At 58.3% G+C, this 15404-nt stretch carries 28 protein-coding genes; 2 read left to right on the top strand and 26 right to left on the bottom strand.

The window, feature by feature from the left end; translation table 11 throughout:
• Nucleotides 1-170 precede the first annotated feature (170 nt).
• The 3 genes from BUB78_RS15790 to rplO form a co-directional block, all read right to left on the bottom strand.
• Nucleotides 171-815 (bottom strand): adenylate kinase, encoded by a 645-nt coding sequence (locus tag BUB78_RS15790; RefSeq protein ID WP_073199666.1) that lies wholly within the window; start codon nucleotides 813-815, stop codon nucleotides 171-173.
• A complete protein-coding gene (secY, locus tag BUB78_RS15785) occupies nucleotides 812-2176 on the bottom strand; it encodes a preprotein translocase subunit SecY (protein WP_073199664.1) in 1365 nt (454 codons plus the stop codon). The genes BUB78_RS15790 and secY overlap by 4 nt, the downstream gene beginning before the upstream one ends.
• A gap of 111 nt (nucleotides 2177-2287) precedes the next feature.
• Nucleotides 2288-2761 (bottom strand): 50S ribosomal protein L15, encoded by a 474-nt coding sequence (gene rplO / locus BUB78_RS15780; RefSeq protein ID WP_073199662.1) that lies wholly within the window; start codon nucleotides 2759-2761, stop codon nucleotides 2288-2290.
• A 168-nt stretch (nucleotides 2762-2929) separates the two neighbouring features.
• Between rplO and BUB78_RS15775 the strand changes: the two genes are divergently transcribed.
• On the top strand, nucleotides 2930-3673 hold the full coding sequence (locus BUB78_RS15775; protein WP_245813537.1) for a vWA domain-containing protein: 744 nt from the start codon (nucleotides 2930-2932) through the stop codon (nucleotides 3671-3673).
• A gap of 56 nt (nucleotides 3674-3729) precedes the next feature.
• Here the strand turns inward: BUB78_RS15775 and BUB78_RS15770 are convergent, their stop codons facing one another.
• From BUB78_RS15770 to rplB, 18 genes are all read right to left on the bottom strand, one after another.
• Entirely contained in the window at nucleotides 3730-4167 is a 438-nt protein-coding gene (locus BUB78_RS15770; RefSeq protein WP_073199658.1) for a GFA family protein, read from the bottom strand.
• A 282-nt stretch (nucleotides 4168-4449) separates the two neighbouring features.
• Entirely contained in the window at nucleotides 4450-4638 is a 189-nt protein-coding gene (rpmD, locus tag BUB78_RS15765; RefSeq protein WP_073199656.1) for a 50S ribosomal protein L30, read from the bottom strand.
• A gap of 13 nt (nucleotides 4639-4651) precedes the next feature.
• Nucleotides 4652-5218, bottom strand: coding sequence for a 30S ribosomal protein S5 (rpsE, locus tag BUB78_RS15760; protein WP_073199655.1), 567 nt, complete (start codon nucleotides 5216-5218; stop codon nucleotides 4652-4654).
• Nucleotides 5219-5328: 110 nt separating this feature from the next.
• On the bottom strand, nucleotides 5329-5688 hold the full coding sequence (gene rplR / locus BUB78_RS15755; protein ID WP_073199652.1) for a 50S ribosomal protein L18: 360 nt from the start codon (nucleotides 5686-5688) through the stop codon (nucleotides 5329-5331).
• Between the two features lie 11 nt (nucleotides 5689-5699).
• Nucleotides 5700-6233 (bottom strand): 50S ribosomal protein L6, encoded by a 534-nt coding sequence (gene rplF / locus BUB78_RS15750; protein ID WP_073199650.1) that lies wholly within the window; start codon nucleotides 6231-6233, stop codon nucleotides 5700-5702.
• A 12-nt stretch (nucleotides 6234-6245) separates the two neighbouring features.
• A complete protein-coding gene (gene rpsH, locus BUB78_RS15745; RefSeq protein WP_073199648.1) occupies nucleotides 6246-6638 on the bottom strand; it encodes a 30S ribosomal protein S8 in 393 nt (130 codons plus the stop codon).
• Between the two features lie 12 nt (nucleotides 6639-6650).
• Nucleotides 6651-6956, bottom strand: a complete 306-nt coding sequence (gene rpsN, locus BUB78_RS15740; RefSeq protein ID WP_073199646.1) for a 30S ribosomal protein S14 — start codon at nucleotides 6954-6956, stop codon at nucleotides 6651-6653.
• Nucleotides 6957-6975: 19 nt separating this feature from the next.
• The gene (gene rplE, locus BUB78_RS15735; protein WP_073199644.1) at nucleotides 6976-7539 is read right to left on the bottom strand and encodes a 50S ribosomal protein L5; all 564 of its coding nucleotides are present in this window, start codon (nucleotides 7537-7539) and stop codon (nucleotides 6976-6978) included.
• Nucleotides 7532-7843, bottom strand: coding sequence for a 50S ribosomal protein L24 (rplX, locus tag BUB78_RS15730; RefSeq protein WP_073199643.1), 312 nt, complete (start codon nucleotides 7841-7843; stop codon nucleotides 7532-7534). Before rplX ends, rplE begins: the two co-directional genes overlap by 8 nt.
• Before the next feature lies 1 nt (nucleotide 7844).
• Nucleotides 7845-8213 carry a 50S ribosomal protein L14 gene (gene rplN / locus BUB78_RS15725; RefSeq protein WP_073199642.1) on the bottom strand — a complete coding sequence of 123 codons (369 nt, stop codon included), beginning with the start codon at nucleotides 8211-8213 and terminating at the stop codon, nucleotides 7845-7847.
• A 78-nt stretch (nucleotides 8214-8291) separates the two neighbouring features.
• On the bottom strand, nucleotides 8292-8522 hold the full coding sequence (rpsQ, locus tag BUB78_RS15720) for a 30S ribosomal protein S17 (protein WP_073199641.1): 231 nt from the start codon (nucleotides 8520-8522) through the stop codon (nucleotides 8292-8294).
• A gap of 15 nt (nucleotides 8523-8537) precedes the next feature.
• On the bottom strand, nucleotides 8538-8741 hold the full coding sequence (rpmC, locus tag BUB78_RS15715) for a 50S ribosomal protein L29 (RefSeq protein WP_073199640.1): 204 nt from the start codon (nucleotides 8739-8741) through the stop codon (nucleotides 8538-8540).
• 210 nt (nucleotides 8742-8951) lie between these two features.
• The gene (locus tag BUB78_RS15710; protein WP_073199639.1) at nucleotides 8952-9572 is read right to left on the bottom strand and encodes a 2OG-Fe(II) oxygenase family protein; all 621 of its coding nucleotides are present in this window, start codon (nucleotides 9570-9572) and stop codon (nucleotides 8952-8954) included.
• 125 nt (nucleotides 9573-9697) lie between these two features.
• A complete protein-coding gene (gene rplP, locus BUB78_RS15705; RefSeq protein WP_073199638.1) occupies nucleotides 9698-10111 on the bottom strand; it encodes a 50S ribosomal protein L16 in 414 nt (137 codons plus the stop codon).
• Between the two features lie 13 nt (nucleotides 10112-10124).
• Nucleotides 10125-10832, bottom strand: coding sequence for a 30S ribosomal protein S3 (gene rpsC / locus BUB78_RS15700; RefSeq protein ID WP_073199636.1), 708 nt, complete (start codon nucleotides 10830-10832; stop codon nucleotides 10125-10127).
• Nucleotides 10832-11212: a 50S ribosomal protein L22 gene (gene rplV, locus BUB78_RS15695; RefSeq protein ID WP_073199634.1), complete on the bottom strand. Its 381-nt coding sequence runs from the start codon at nucleotides 11210-11212 to the stop codon at nucleotides 10832-10834. The genes rpsC and rplV overlap by 1 nt, the downstream gene beginning before the upstream one ends.
• Nucleotides 11213-11215: 3 nt before the next feature.
• The gene (rpsS, locus tag BUB78_RS15690) at nucleotides 11216-11494 is read right to left on the bottom strand and encodes a 30S ribosomal protein S19 (protein WP_073199632.1); all 279 of its coding nucleotides are present in this window, start codon (nucleotides 11492-11494) and stop codon (nucleotides 11216-11218) included.
• A 3-nt stretch (nucleotides 11495-11497) separates the two neighbouring features.
• Entirely contained in the window at nucleotides 11498-12340 is an 843-nt protein-coding gene (gene rplB, locus BUB78_RS15685) for a 50S ribosomal protein L2 (protein ID WP_073199631.1), read from the bottom strand.
• 355 nt (nucleotides 12341-12695) lie between these two features.
• On the opposite strand from rplB, the gene BUB78_RS20745 reads away from it, so the two are divergent.
• The gene (locus BUB78_RS20745; protein ID WP_073199629.1) at nucleotides 12696-13049 is read left to right on the top strand and encodes a phasin family protein; all 354 of its coding nucleotides are present in this window, start codon (nucleotides 12696-12698) and stop codon (nucleotides 13047-13049) included.
• A 108-nt stretch (nucleotides 13050-13157) separates the two neighbouring features.
• Here the strand turns inward: BUB78_RS20745 and BUB78_RS15675 are convergent, their stop codons facing one another.
• The 5 genes from BUB78_RS15675 to BUB78_RS15655 form a co-directional block, all read right to left on the bottom strand.
• On the bottom strand, nucleotides 13158-13454 hold the full coding sequence (locus BUB78_RS15675; RefSeq protein WP_073199626.1) for a 50S ribosomal protein L23: 297 nt from the start codon (nucleotides 13452-13454) through the stop codon (nucleotides 13158-13160).
• Entirely contained in the window at nucleotides 13451-14068 is a 618-nt protein-coding gene (gene rplD, locus BUB78_RS15670) for a 50S ribosomal protein L4 (RefSeq protein WP_073199624.1), read from the bottom strand. The genes BUB78_RS15675 and rplD overlap by 4 nt, the downstream gene beginning before the upstream one ends.
• Nucleotides 14065-14907 carry a 50S ribosomal protein L3 gene (gene rplC, locus BUB78_RS15665; protein ID WP_073199622.1) on the bottom strand — a complete coding sequence of 281 codons (843 nt, stop codon included), beginning with the start codon at nucleotides 14905-14907 and terminating at the stop codon, nucleotides 14065-14067. The genes rplD and rplC overlap by 4 nt, the downstream gene beginning before the upstream one ends.
• A 12-nt stretch (nucleotides 14908-14919) precedes the next feature.
• Complete coding sequence (gene rpsJ / locus BUB78_RS15660) at nucleotides 14920-15228, bottom strand: 30S ribosomal protein S10 (RefSeq protein WP_073199620.1); 309 nt, start codon at nucleotides 15226-15228, stop codon at nucleotides 14920-14922.
• An 81-nt stretch (nucleotides 15229-15309) separates the two neighbouring features.
• Nucleotides 15310-15404 (bottom strand): EF-Tu C-terminal domain-related protein (locus BUB78_RS15655; protein WP_207545791.1); only part of this gene is annotated, 95 nt, incomplete at its 5' end.

The following is a 15404-nucleotide window of genomic DNA, read 5'->3' as shown; positions in this document are numbered from 1 at the left end:
CCGTAGCTCCAGAACCTTTTTTCACAACGTAAGCCCGAGGCGTCTTCGCTTCGGGCCGCAGCTGAATTCAGGTGATAATATCTGTTCCGGGCGCGACCCGAGCAGAATCAATTCTCTCGCGAGATAGGGCTGGTTAGGGGGAAACCAAGGGGGCGTCAAGCCCTGCCCCCTTATTTGTCAAGTTCAGACGAAATTGCCGACTGAACCTGCGCGATTTCGGCCAGACCGTCGACCGAAGAAAGCTTGCCCTTGGCATAGTAATAACCAAGCAGCGGCGAGGTTTTCTTGTAGTATTCCATCAACCGGTTGCGCAGGCTGTCCTCGTTGTCATCCGCGCGGCGTTTGACATCCGAAGAGCCGCATTTGCCGCATTTTCCGTCGGCGGGCCAGGGCTTGGTGATGTCATTATAGACCTCGCCACAACCACCACAGGTCGAGCGCGCGGTGATCCGCTCTACAAGCGCCTCGTCGTCGACACGAAGCTCGATCACTGCGTCAAGCGTTTCGCCCTGCTCTGCCAGAAGATCGCCAAGCGCGTCGGCCTGCGGCAGGGTGCGCGGGAAGCCGTCGAAGATAAAGCCGCCCTGTTTGTCGCCCTGCAATTTCTCGCGGATCAGGCCGATCACGATCTCATCGGTCACAAGATCGCCACGTGCCATAACATCGGCCACGATCTTGCCCATCTCAGAGCCGCTGTCCTTGGCCTCCCGCAGCATGTCGCCGGTCGAAAGCTGGATCATGTTGCGGGTGGCGACAAGATGGTGCGCCTGTGTGCCTTTGCCTGCCCCCGGGGGCCCGAGAAGGATAATGTTCATCGGCGTGCTGCCCCTTTTCTGCGTGATCGTTTCTTACCTTTACCGCTCAGCTGTGATTTCTCAATCAGACCTTCGTATTGATGCGCAAGCAAGTGGCTTTGCACCTGCTGGATCGTGTCCATCGTCACCGAGACCACGATCAGAACCGAAGTGCCGCCGAAGTAGAACGGAATGGAAAACTGGCTGCGCAGGATTTCCGGCATCAGGCAGACAAGCGCAAGATAACCGGCCCCGAGGGCCAACACGCGGTTAACCACGTAATCAAGGTATTCGGCCGTCTTCTTGCCGGGACGGATGCCGGGAACAAAGCCGTTCTGGTTCTTCAGGTTATCGGCCACATCATCGGTCTTGAACGCCACGTTGAAGGTATAGAAATAGGTGAAGAACACGATCATCAGCGTGAAGAACAACAGATAGAGCGGCTGACCGGGGCCGAAATAGGCCATGATCGTCGACATCACCGGGCTGGTCTGGGTGCCCGAGAACGTGGTGATCGTCGCAGGCAGAAGCAAAAGAGAGCTGGCAAAGATCGCCGGGATAACGCCGGCCGGGTTCACCTTGATCGGAAGATGCGAAGAGCCCCCGTCATAGACTTTCATGCCGACCTGACGGCGCGGGTACTGAATATGGATCTTGCGAAGCGAGCGTTCCATGAACACCACAAAGGCGATCACGGCCACCATCATGATCATCACGCCAATGATCACCGCCGGGCTGATTGCGCCCGAACGGCCCTGGCTGAAGAACTGTGCCAATGCGGCGGGGACTTCGGCGATGATGCCCACGAAAATGATCAGCGAAATACCGTTTCCGATGCCGCGTGCGGTGATCTGTTCGCCAAGCCACATCAGGAACATCGTGCCGCCGATCAGCGTGATCATGCAGGACACAAGGAAAAAGCCGCCCGGATTGGTGACCATATCCCCCGACTGAAGGCTGACGGCCAGACCGTAGGATTGCAGCGTCGCAAGACCAACCGTGCCATAGCGGGTGTATTGGTTGATCTTCTTGCGGCCCTGTTCGCCCTCTTTCTTCAGCTGCTCAAGCTGTGGCACCATCGCGGTCAGAAGCTGAACGATGATCGATGCCGAAATATAGGGCATGATCCCGAGGGCGAAAATGCCCATCCGGCCAAGCGCACCGCCGGTGAACATCGACAACATGCCGCCGATGCTGGCCTGGGCGCCCTCCATGAATTCGCGCAGGGCGGCGCCGTCAATACCGGGCACCGGGATATAGGTGCCAAGACGATAGACGATCAAAAGCCCCAGCGTAAACAGGATGCGTTTGCGAAGATCGGAGGCCTTACCAAGCGCTGACCAGCTGGTGTTGGCCGCCATTTGCTCTGCTGCAGATACCATTCGCGGGTCTCTTTCATATGACAACGCCGCCAGAAGCTGTTTTCCAGCTCAGGCGGCGTTAAAGGAAAACTCGGAGCATATGTAAGCGGCGCGAACGCCACTCACAACCTCTTATTCAGCGGCCTGCGCGGTTGTGACCGTCAGTGAACCACCGGCTTTTTCGACGGTTTCGATCGCCGAGCGCGACGCACCAGTGACCTGAAGCGTGACTTTGGCCGAGATATCGCCCTTGGCGAGAACGCGGATACCGTCAAGCTTGCGGCGAACAAGACCCGACGCGATCAACACGTCTTCGGTGATTGCGGCGGAAGCGTCGATTTTCTTCTCGTCGATGAATTTCTGGATCAGGCCAAGGTTGACGACCGCATAAGATTTGCGGTTCGGCTTGGTAAAGCCGCGCTTGGGCAGACGTTGGTAGAGCGGCATCTGGCCACCCTCGTAACCCTTGATCGCCACACCCGAACGGGATTTCTGACCTTTGATACCACGACCACCGGTCTTACCCATGCCCGAACCCGGGCCACGGCCAATGCGCTTGCGTTTCTTGGTTGCACCGGGATTGTCGTGCAGTTCATGCAGTTTCATGTCGCTTCTCCTATGCCGGATGTGACCCCCAGCGACGGTTGGGCCAAACGCGGCGTATATTGATGTTAAGTCGTGGCAAAACAGCGCCACTCGCGGGCATATAGACGGGATCGCGTCCGGTATCAAGCATCGAGTGACAGTCGCGCCTGCAACTGGCAGAGTGCGGGCATGAGCCTACGCTTGATCTCCCTGCCCGTTTTGGCGGCTTGCCTTGGTCTCGTCCCGATGGGGCCTGCGCCCCATGCCGCGACGGGCTGTGCGACGGATGCGATGCTGGTCTTTGACGGCTCGGCCTCGATGGCCGAAATCGGCTTTGACACACAGGCGGCGACCCGCATCATGGAGGCACGCGACGCCATGCGCCGCGCCATGCCCGAAATCGCGCCCTATCGGCGGGTCGGCTTGATTACCTATGGGCCGGGGCCAAACGATGCCTGTGACAATATCGACCTGCGCTTTGCGCCGATGTCGGACGCGGCGGCGCGCGTGGTCGCCGAGGTCGAGGCGCTGCGCCCTGGTGGCCTTACCCCGCTGGCAGAGTCGGTTCGGGCGGCCGCAGAGGTGCTTGAGTACCGTAAGCATCCGGGGCTTGTGGTTCTGGTGACCGATGGCAATGAAACCTGCGGCGGGCGGCCCTGCGCGCTTGGGCGCGAATTGGCCGCAGAGGCGCGGGATATTACCGTGCATGTGATCGGGTTTCGCGTGGTGGTCGATTTCTTCAGCTGGGACAGCCCCGAGGCCGACAGCTATACCCAAGGGAAAACGGTGGCCAAATGCCTCTCGGATGCGACCGGCGGCATATATGTCTCGACCGAAACGGTCGACGAACTGGCCGCCGCCCTGCGCGAAACGCTTGGCTGCCCGCTTGTCGGGTGGAATAAGGCCCCCGGCCCTGCGCTTCCACGCGGCTAGGCCGGGGCCCTTCAATGTCTCGTAGGGTGGGTGAAACCCACGCGCCTTACCACAGCTTACGACGGCTCGGGCCAGACGAAATCGGGGCGCAGGCCCTCATAGACCGGGCGGCCATCGGATGGTTTCGGCACACCGCTCGCGGGGTCGTAAAACGCGTGATAGGACGCCGGTTCGATCTGATCGCCATAACCCATCAGGTTGGGCACGATCACCCGAATGCGGCTTTGCTTGTCATCCAGCATGATCGGCGCGCCGCATTCACCGCAGGTGCACAGCTCCAGCGGGCCATCTGGGTTGGCGGCATTGAACGGTTGGCGTTTCAACCCGGCCTCGTTGTCGACCTCAATATCACCATGCTTGAAAAACACCACATGGGTGGTGTCCTGACCGGTGACGCCCTTGCAGACGGAACAATGGCAGGTGTGGTTATCAATCGGCGCATGCGCCGCCTTGGTGTGAATGTGCTCGCATCCACCGCTACATTGGCTTGACATAAGACCCTCCTCTATCGCTGTCAGAAATGGTCGGGCCTCTGCCGACAATCGCCCGCGCAGAGTGGCCGTCCATGCACCATTCTAGCATGCGCCTTGGGGTTCCCCGGATCATATCTTGCCCTGCACGACTAAAGCATGAGGGGCGTCAAACACAAAAACGCCCCCGGCAAAACCAAGGGCGCTTTCAAACTCACGTAGGGTGGGGTTTGAGGCTATCCAGAAACGGTCCGGTGGACCGTTTCAGCCGAAAACGGGGTCAGCCCGGGAAACCCACGCCCGGCGTTAGCCTTTTTCTTCGAGGATCTCGACCATGTGCGGGATCTTGTTGATCATGCCGCGCACTGCGGGCGTGTCTTCAAGTTCGCGAACGCGGTGCATCTTGTTAAGACCCAGCCCAATCAGCGTCTGACGCTGTTTTTCGGGGCGACGGATCGGAGACCCGATCTGCTTGATTACGATGGTTTTTGCCATTGATCAGAACTCCTTACGCTTCCGCGGCTTCGGCTGCCGGCGCTTCGTCACCCTTTTTCAGGATGTCAGCGACCTTTTTGCCTCGGCGTTGGGCGACCATGCGGGGCGAGCTTTCTTTTTGAAGCCCGTTCAGCGTGGCGCGGATCATGTTATAGGGGTTCTGGCTGCCGTTGGATTTGGCAACAACGTCCTGAACACCCAGCATCTCGAAGACGGCACGCATCGGACCACCGGCGATGATACCGGTACCTTGCGGTGCTGTGCGCATCACGACCCTGCCGGCGCCGTGGCGACCTTCCATGTCGTGGTGCAGGGTCCGACCCTCGCGCAGCGGAACGCGAATCATGGCGCGCTTGGCGGCTTCGGTCGCTTTGCGAATGGCCTCGGGGACCTCTTTCGCCTTACCTTTGCCAAAGCCAACGCGGCCTTTCTGATCGCCGACGACGACGAGCGCCGCAAATCCAAAGCGTTTACCGCCTTTAACGGTTTTGCTGACCCGGTTGATCGCGACTAGACGATCTGCGAATTCCGGCGTTTCGTCGCGGTCGCGACCTCCACGGCGGTTCTCATCTCTTGCCATTTGGCGTCCTTTCATTGCGGCGCCATCGGCACCAATTCTGTGTCAATCCAGGTGGGCCCGAAAGCCCCCGGATCATCGAGGCGGCCCGTTGCGGGGCCGCCTGCGCTGTTTTAGATTTTCAGCCCGGCTTCACGTGCGGCGTCGGCAACTGCCTTGACCTTGCCATGAAACAGGAAGCCACCGCGATCGAAATACGCCTCGCTGATGCCGGCCTTTTTGGCCCGCTCCGCGATCGCCGTGCCAACTGTGGCCGCGGCTTCGACGTTGTTCTTCCCGACCAGACCAAGATCCTTTTCGAGGGTCGAGGCACTGGCGAGCGTCACACCGTTGACGTCGTCGATCAGCTGTACGCTGATGTTCTTGTTGCTGCGGTGCACCGAAAGACGCGGACGCCCTGCGTTGACCTTGCGAAGTTTGTTCCGAACGCGCATGCGGCGCTTGAGGAACAGTTTTCTCTTGCTGTTTGCCATCTGTCGCGTCCTTACTTCTTCTTGCCTTCCTTCTGGAAGATATACTCGTCTTTGTAGCGAATGCCTTTGCCCTTGTAGGGCTCGGGACGACGCCAATCGCGGATATTTGCCGCGACTTGACCGACGAGCTGCTTATCCGTGCCTTCAACCACCATTTCAGTGGGCTTGGGAACGGTAACAGTTACACCTTCCGGAATGTGGAAATCGACATCATGGCTGAGGCCGAGGTTCAGTTTGAGCACGTTGCCCTGAAGCTGGGCACGATAACCCACGCCACGGATTTCAAGCTCTTTCTTGAAGGCCTGACTGCTGCCGTGCACCAGGTTGGAGATGACCGTACGGGTCATGCCCCACTGCTGGCGCGCGCGCTTGGATTTGCCACGGGGCGTGACCGAAACCTGACCGTCGTCGATGGTGATTGTAACATCATCGGTCGCGGTAAAGCTTTTGGTGGCCATCGGGCCTTTGACTTCGATTGTCTGACCAGAGAGCGTCGCGGTGACGCCAGCAGGCAGCGGTACGGGTTGTTTGCCGATACGAGACATTTCCGGGTCTCCTTAGAATACAGTGCAGAGCACTTCGCCGCCAACGTTGGCTGCGCGCGCAGATGCATCCGACATCACACCCTTGGAGGTGGAGACAATCGACACACCCAGGCCCTGACGGACCTGCGGGATGTCATCGACGCCCAGATAGACGCGACGACCGGGTTTCGAAACCCGTTTCATTTCGCGAATAACAGGGGTGCCTTCGAAATATTTCAGGCTGACTTCGATTGCCGGGTGGCCATCTTTGCCAGTGCTCATCTCATAACCGCGGATATAGCCCTCGGATTGCAGAACATCGAGAACGCGCACGCGCATTTTCGAGGCCGGCACCGAAACCGTGGATTTTCCACGCATCTGCGAGTTGCGGATACGGGTGAGCATATCGCCGATAGGATCATTCATACTAATTCTCCCTTACCAGCTGGATTTCACGACGCCGGGAGCCTGACCACTTGAGCCGAGCTCGCGTAGCATGATCCGCGACACTTTGAGTTTGCGATAATACGCATGCGGACGACCAGTCAGCTGGCACCGATTGTGCAGCCGTGTGGCCGAGCTGTTGCGCGGCAGTTTCGCCAGTTTCAGAGACGCGCGAAAACGCTCTTCCATCGGCTTGTCCTGATCGTTGATGATCTCTTTGAGCGCGGCGCGCTTCTTGGCAAAACGATCCACCAGAGCCTGGCGTTTCTTTTCGCGCTCGATCATTGCTTTTTTAGCCATAAATCTATCCTCCCGCGGCTTAGCTGTTGAAAGGCATGTTGAAGTGCTTCAACAGTGCCTTAGCTTCAGCGTCGGTCTTCGCCGTGGTTGCGATAACGATATCCATGCCCCAAACTTCGTCGACCTTGTCGAAGTTGATTTCGGGGAAGACGATGTGTTCCTTGAGACCCATGGCATAGTTGCCATTGCCATCGAAAGATTTGCCCGGAACGCCGCGAAAGTCGCGGATACGGGGCATTGCGATGGTGATCAGACGGTCGAGGAATTCAAACATCCGGTCGCCGCGCAGGGTTACCTTGGCACCAAGCGGCATGTCTTCACGAACGCGGAAGCCCGCGATCGAGTTGCGCGCCTTGGTGATAACCGCGTGCTGACCTGCGATGGTGGAAAGATCTTCCTGAGCCGACTTGGCTTTCTTGGAATCGCGCACCGCTTCGGCACCGCAACCAATGTTCAGAACGATCTTGTCCAGACGCGGGATCTGCATGTCGTTCTTATAGCCGAACTCTTCTTTCAGAGCAGGCTTGATGGTTTCGCGGAAAACGGTTTTGAGGCGCGGGGTATAAGCTGCTGTATCAAGCATCGATCACGTCCCCCGTGGTCTTGGCAAAACGCACCTTCTTGTCGCCTTCGATCTTGAAGCCAACGCGGGTCGGTTTGCCGTTTTTGTCGAGAAGAGCCAGGTTGCTCAGGTCGATCGGCATCGCTTTCGGGACGCGACCGCCTTGGCTGGTCTGGCTTTGACGGGTGTGGCGGATGGCCATGTTCACGCCCTCGACGACGGCTTTGCCGGCCTTGGGGTCAACAGTGGTGATCGTGCCCTTCTGGCCTTTGTCTTTGCCAGCCAGAACGACAACGGTGTCGCCTTTTTTCAGTTTAGCAGCCATCTTACAGCACCTCCGGCGCGAGCGAGATGATTTTCATGAAGTTCTTGGAGCGCAGCTCGCGAACAACCGGCCCGAAGATACGGGTGCCGACCGGCTCACCTGCGTTGTTCAGGATCACGGCGGCGTTGCGGTCGAACTTGATTGCGGTGCCGTCGTCACGACGAACTTCTTTGGCGGTGCGTACGACGACGGCCTTGCGGACGTCACCCTTTTTAACGCGACCACGTGGAATGGCTTCCTTGACGGAGACGACAATGATGTCGCCAACGCTAGCGTATTTACGCTTGGAACCACCCAGAACCTTGATGCACTGAACTCGGCGAGCGCCGGAGTTGTCAGCAACATCCAGGTTGGTTTGCATCTGGATCATTTGGTTTCTCCCGACCTATGGGGGGCGATGCAGTGCCTGATCCCCAGGGTTTCGATTATGCCGAAAAGGGCCAGAGGCTTACGCCTCAAGCACCTCCCAACGTTTCGTTTTCGAGCGCGGCGCGCATTCGATGATGCGTACGGAATCGCCGACCTTGAAAGCGTTCTTTTCATCGTGAGCCCGGTACTTCTTGGACTTACGGATCGTTTTTGCCAGAACCGGGTGCTTGAAACGGCGCTCAACCGACACGGTGATGGTTTGTTCGTTTGCGTCGCTGGTCACGGTGCCAGTCAGGATACGTTTGGGCATCTGAGAGGCTCCCTATTATTCTGTGGCCGCGTTAGCGGCTTTTTCGTTCAGGATGGTCAACACGCGAGCGGCGTTGCGACGGGCAACGCGCATCTGTGCGGGGTTTTCCAGTTGACCTGTCGCGGCCTGGAAACGCAGGTTGAATTGCGCTTTCTTCAGGCTGGTCAGCTCTTCGCGGAGCTGATCGGGTGTCTTGTCACGTAGCTCTTGAGCGTTCATGCTCTTTTCCTTTCTCAAAACACCAGTCGGCCCCTGTCGGTTATCACAGGGTGACCTGAAACCTGGTGGATGAATTGCAAACGCACGAATCCCCGGCGGACCGGGTCATCGTGGATTGGGGGTCTATAGGCGAGGTGACGCTAGAGGGCAAGGGATAAGTTTGTTTGCGTAGGGTGGGTAAAACCCACGCGCGTCACCGCCCCACCGCACTCACCCCCAACTGTAGTTGAAACTCACCGAAATCCGGTCTTCTTCACTCATGTTCATCGGCACCTCATGGCGCAGCCAGCTTTCCCAGAGCAGGACATCCCCGACGGCGGGTTTGGCATAGATGAAGGTCTTCAGCTCTTCGCGTGCGTCCTTGCGGCGCGCCGGCGCGGCCATCATCATCGCCGAACGCGGGTCTTCGAGTTTGAGCGCGCTGGCGCCATCGGGCATCGCCACATAGGTCGTACCGCTGATGACAGAATGCGGGTGGATGTGGCTGGAATGCGTTCCGCCTTCGGGCAGGATGTTGATCCAGATATCCTCAAGCTTGAGCTTCTTGTCGTCGAGATCAAATTCCAGATCCTTGGCAAAGGCGGCGACATGCTTGTTGAGCACCTTGACCAGATCCTTGAAGATCGGGAACCGCCAGCCAAGATCGGTGAGCGAGGCGTAAGAGGTATAGCCGGGATAGCCGTTCTCCTCGCACCACTCCTGCCCCGCCTCGTCATCCTCGGCGATGGAATAGCACGAGGTTTCAAGTTCGGCGGCATCAATGGGTTTGCCCTGCTCAGACAGGGCAGCATGATAGAGGTGGGTCACGAAAAGTGAGGATATCTTTGTCATGCCCCCGTCTTAAACGAACGCCCCCCGCGTGGCGAGAGGGCTTGAGCCGCTCAAAACAAAAAGCCCCCACCAATCGCTTGGCAGGGGCTTTTCGATTTCATGTAGGGTGGGTGAAACCCACGCGCTTACCAGTCTTCGCGAACCACGACACGGGTCTTGATCGGCAATTTCATCGCGGCAAGGCGCAGGGCCTCGAATGCGATGGCCTCGGACACGCCGTCAATCTCGAACATGATCCGGCCCGGCTTGACCTTGGCGGCCCAGAAATCAACTGAACCTTTACCTTTACCCATCCGAACTTCGGTGGGCTTGCTGGTCACGGGAAGGTCCGGGAAAATCCGGATCCAGACCCGGCCCTGACGTTTCATGTGACGTGTCATGGCACGACGAGCAGCTTCGATCTGACGTGCAGTCACACGCTCGGGCTGGGTCGCTTTAAGGCCGTAAGTGCCAAAGTTCAGATCGGAGCCGCCTTTGGCTTCTCCCTTGATCCGGCCTTTGTGCATCTTACGGAATTTGCTGCGCTTTGGTTGTAGCATCTGTCATTCCTCCTTAACGGCGGCCGCCGGCGCCACGGGGCGCGGGACCATCCTGGAGTTCCTGGGCTTTACGGTCACGTGCCGCGGGATCATGTTCCATGATCTCACCCTTGAAGATCCAGACCTTGATACCGATGATGCCATAAGGCGTCAGCGCCTCATAAGGTGCATAATCGATGTCGGCGCGCAGGGTGTGCAGGGGCACACGACCTTCGCGGTACCATTCGGTACGGGCGATCTCGGCGCCGCCAAGGCGACCCGCGACGTTGACCCGGATACCAAGGGCACCCATGCGCATTGCGTTCTGCACGGCGCGCTTCATGGCACGACGGAAGGACACACGACGCTCAAGCTGCTGCGCGATGCTTTCGCCGACCAGAGCCGCGTCAAGCTCCGGCTTGCGGACCTCGACGATGTTCAGGTGCAGCTCGCTGTCGGTCATCGCCGCCAGCTTCTTGCGCAGACCTTCGATATCGGCGCCTTTTTTGCCGATGATCACGCCCGGACGCGCAGTGTGGATCGTGACGCGGCACTTCTTGTGCGGACGCTCGATGATCACACGGCTGATGCCGGCTTGTTTGCACTCTTTGCCAATGAATTTGCGCATGGCGATATCTTCAAGCAGAAGATTGCCATAATCCTTGGTGTCGGCGTACCAGCGGCTGTCCCAGGTGCGGTTGACCTGAAGGCGCATGCCAATCGGATTGACTTTGTTACCCATTAGGCTTGCTCCTCAATTTCACGGACCTTGATCGTCAGTTCCGAGAACGGCTTGCGCAGAGCGCCAAACCGGCCACGAGCCCGCGGGCGACCGCGTTTCATCACAAGGTTCTTACCGACGTAAGCTTCGGCAACGACAAGACCATCCACATCGAGATTGTGGTTGTTTTCAGCATTGGCGATCGCGGATTGCAGACATTTCTTGACGTCTGCGGCGATACGCTTGTTGCTGAAGGTCAGATCGTTCAGCGCTTTGTCGACCTTTTTACCGCGGATCATCGCAGCAACAAGGTTGAGTTTTTGCGGGCTGGTGCGAAGCATGCGCAGTTTTGCCATTGCTTCGTTGTCGGCCACGCGGCGGGGGTTCTTTTCCTTGCCCATGACTTACTTCCGCTTCGCTTTTTTGTCAGCAGCGTGACCGTAATAGGTACGAGTCGGCGAATATTCACCAAACTTTTGACCGATCATGTCTTCTGTGACGTTGACTGGGATATGTTTGCGGCCGTTGTAGACACCAAACGTCAAACCCACAAACTGGGGCAGGATCGTCGAGCGGCGCGACCAGATCTTGATAACTTCGTTGCGCCCGGATTCGCGCGATGCTTCGGCTTTCTTAAGCACGTAAGCATCGACAAATGGGCCTTTCCATACAGAGCGAGACATAGATTAACGTCCCTTCTTCTTGGCGTGACGCGAGCGGATAATAAGCTTTTGCGACGCTTTGTTCTTGTTCCGGGTACGAGCACCTTTTGTGGGCTTACCCCAGGGCGTAACAGGGTGACGACCACCCGATGTACGACCTTCACCACCACCATGCGGGTGGTCGATGGGGTTCATAACCACACCACGCACAGAGGGGCGGATGCCCTTGTGACGCATGCGGCCCGCTTTACCGTAGTTCTGGTTGCTGTTGTCGGGGTTGCTGACGGCACCAACGGTGGCCATGCACTCCTGACGCACCAGGCGAAGTTCGCCCGAGCTCAGACGGATCTGAGCGTAGCCACCATCACGACCCACGAACTGGGCATAGGTGCCTGCGGCGCGTGCGATCTGACCACCTTTACCGGGCTTAAGCTCGATATTGTGGATGATCGTACCGATCGGCATGCCCGAGAACGGCATTGCGTTGCCCGGCTTGATGTCGACCTTGGCGCCGGCCAGAACCTTGTCACCCACAGCCAAACGCTGGGGGGCCAGGATATAGGCCTGCTCGCCATCTTCATATTTGATCAGCGCGATGAACGCGGTCCGGTTCGGGTCATATTCGATCCGCTCGACGGTGGCCGCCACATCGAATTTGTTCCGTCTGAAATCTACGATCCGGTAAAGGCGTTTTGCCCCGCCGCCTTTGCGACGCATCGTGATCCGTCCGGTGTTGTTCCGACCGCCATGTTTCGACAAACCCTCAGTGAGAGATTTGACGGGACGACCTTTCCAAAGTTCCGAACGGTCGATCAGCACCAGCCCACGCTGGCCCGGCGTCGTCGGCTTATACGACTTAAGTGCCATGCTTTCTGTCTTCCGTTTTCTTGCAGCAGGTCAGACCCGCCGCTGTTGCAGCCCCCCGAAGGTGGCAAGGTTTAGGGCCCCAAAGGTCCCCGGTTGGATTGCTCTTGCGAACAAAGGCGAAGCCCCGGACGAATCCGGGGCCTTGCCGATGGGCTCTGATAGGGGAGCGGGCCTTTGCGGTCAAGGGGGTGGGGCGCGAAAACGCCAAGGGCAACCGCCCGATTTCCCGCCACACGACACAGATCAATTCATCGGCAGCGAATCCAGCCTAAAATGGGTCTTGCAAAGATCGCGATCGGGGCCGCGCGCGCGTTGGCCCCGAGTTCGCGATAACTCAGGTAAAGGAAGAAAGACAATGACCAAAACTGCCAAGAAATCCGACACTGGAAAGCCCGATCTTTCTGCGTTTTCCGCCGCCATGATCGCGGGGCACCCGGCGGCGTCCAAGCTCTGGCTTGATATCATCGCCGAGAGCACGCGTTTCGTTTCCGAGCGGTTTCAGGAAGACCTCGAAGGCCAAAAGGCATTGCTGCGCTGCAGGAAGCCGGTTGAAGTGGTACAACTGCAATCCGAACTCTTCCGCAAGGCAATCGAACAGTACACCGCAGAGGCGCATCGCCTGTTCGATATCATGAACGACGCGGCGGGCGAGAGCCTGAAGGAAGCCACCTCCAAAATGTCCCGCGCTTACGATGACGTCCCGCTCTGAGCGCAATTGCCGGGCGGCGTGCGGCGTGCGGCAACTCAATGAAAAACCCCGGCCACCTTTCGGCAGCCGGGGTTTTTAGTGCGTAGGGTGGGTGCTAACCCACCATCCTCACAGACCCGTGGTCACGTCGATTGTGTTGCCCTCAGCAAGGGTCACATAAGCCTTTTTAACGTCGTTACGGCGACCAAGCTGGCCCCGGAAACGTTTGGCTTTGCCCTTGGTGATGGTGGTGTTGACAGCTTTGACCTTGACACCAAAGAGCGCCTCGACGGCCTCTTTGATCTGGGGTTTGTTGGCGTCGATTGCCACCTCAAACACCACAGCACCGTTTTCAGAGGCCATAGTGGCCTTTTCGGTAATGATCGGCTTGCGGATCACATCGTAATGTTGCGGTTTCGCGCTCATTTCAGACGAGCCTCCAGTGCTTCGACACCCGCTTTGGTGAGCACGAGAGTGTCACGCTTGAGGATGTCATAGACGTTAGCGCCCATCGACGGCAGAACATCGAGACCTTCGATGTTGCGGGCGGCTTTGGCGAACTCTGCGTTCACTTCGGCCCCGTCGATGATCAGCGCGCGCTTCCAGCCAAGGTCACGGACCTGTTTGGCCAGTGCAGCGGTCTTGCCGGTCGAATCTGCGATATCGATGATCACAAGCTCGCCCGCTGCCATCTTGGCAGACAGAGCATGCTTGAGACCGAGCGCGCGGACTTTTTTCGGCAGATCATGGGCGTGGCTACGGGGCGTCGGGCCCTTGTAGATACCACCCTTGCGGAAAATCGGTGCCGAACGGGCGCCGTGGCGTGCGCCACCGGTGCCTTTTTGGCGATAGATTTTCTTGGTCGAATAGCTGACCTCGGACCGGGTTTTCACCTTGTGAGTACCGGCCTGCGCCTTGTTGCGCTGCCAGCGGACGACACGTTGCAGAATGTCTGCGCGCGGTTCCAGGCCGAAGATGTCTTCGCCCAGATCGACCGAGCCAGCTTTGCCGCCGTCCAGTTTGATGACGTCGAGTTTCATTCTTCGCCTTCCTTCTTCTCAGCCTGAATTTCGGCCTCGGCCGATTTCAGGGCTGCTTCTTCCGCGGCCGCAGCTTCTTCAGCGGCGGCCTTTGCGGCTGCTTCTGCTTCGGCGGCGGCCTGTGCGGCGGCCTCTTCAGCAGCTTTAGCAGCTTCTTCAGCAGCCGATTTCAGAGCGGCGGGCAGGATCGCGTTCTCGGGGAACGGCTTTTTGACCGCATCCTTGATCGTCACCCAACCACCTTTGGAGCCGGGAACGGCGCCTTTGATCATGATCAGACCACGATCGGCGTCGGTTTTGATGACCTGAAGGTTTTGCGTGGTGACGCGGGCAGAACCCATGTGACCAGCCATCTTCTTGCCTTTGAAAACCTTGCCCGGATCCTGACACTGACCGGTCGAACCATGCGAACGGTGGCTTACAGACACACCGTGCGACGCGCGCAGACCACCAAAGTTGTGCCGCTTCATGGCACCCTGGAAGCCCTTACCAATCGAGGTGCCCGAGACGTCCACGAACTGACCTTCAAAGTAATGGTCCGCCGTGATCTCTTCGCCCACGTTGATCAGGTTCTCCGGCGCAACGCGGAATTCCGCGATCTTGCGCTTGGGTTCAACCTTGGCCGCAGCAAAGTGGCCACGCATGGCCTGGCTAGTGCGTTTGACCTTGGCCGTACCAGCACCAAGCTGAACAGCCGAATAGCCGTGCAGCTCAGCTGTGCGCTGAGCAACAACCTGAAGTTTGTCGAGTTGAAGAACGGTCACAGGAATCTGCTTGCCGTCTTCCATGAAAAGCCGGGTCATGCCGACTTTTTTTGCGATTACACCAGAGCGCAACATCAGTAGCCCTCCTTAAACCGAAATCTGGACGTCAACGCCGGCGGCAAGATCGAGCTTCATCAGCGCGTCTACCGTTTGGGGCGTCGGGTCAACGATGTCGAGAAGACGCTTGTGCGTCCGGATCTCAAACTGATCGCGCGATTTCTTGTTCACGTGGGGACTACGCAGAACTGTGAACTTTTCAATTTTGTTCGGCAGCGGGATAGGCCCACGAACCTCGGCACCGGTCCGTTTGGCGGTATTGACGATTTCCTGCGTGCTGGCATCCAGTACGCGGTAGTCAAATGCCTTCAGCCGAATGCGAATATTTTGGCTTTGCATTGGTTAGCCTTTCGCGGCGTTGGAGTTGATAGGAGGAAGGCCGGACCACCCGGCCTTCCTCTTCGAACCCTTAATAGGTTGTTACTCGATGATTTTGGAGACGACGCCGGCGCCGACGGTACGGCCGCCTTCGCGGATGGCGAAACGGAGGCCGTCTTCCATGGCGATCGGGGCGA

The organism is Roseovarius marisflavi (assembly GCF_900142625.1).
Taxonomy (GTDB): Bacteria; Pseudomonadota; Alphaproteobacteria; order Rhodobacterales; family Rhodobacteraceae; genus Roseovarius; species Roseovarius marisflavi.
Note: the sequence above shows the minus strand (reverse complement) of the source record. Positions and strands in the feature narration are given on the sequence as shown.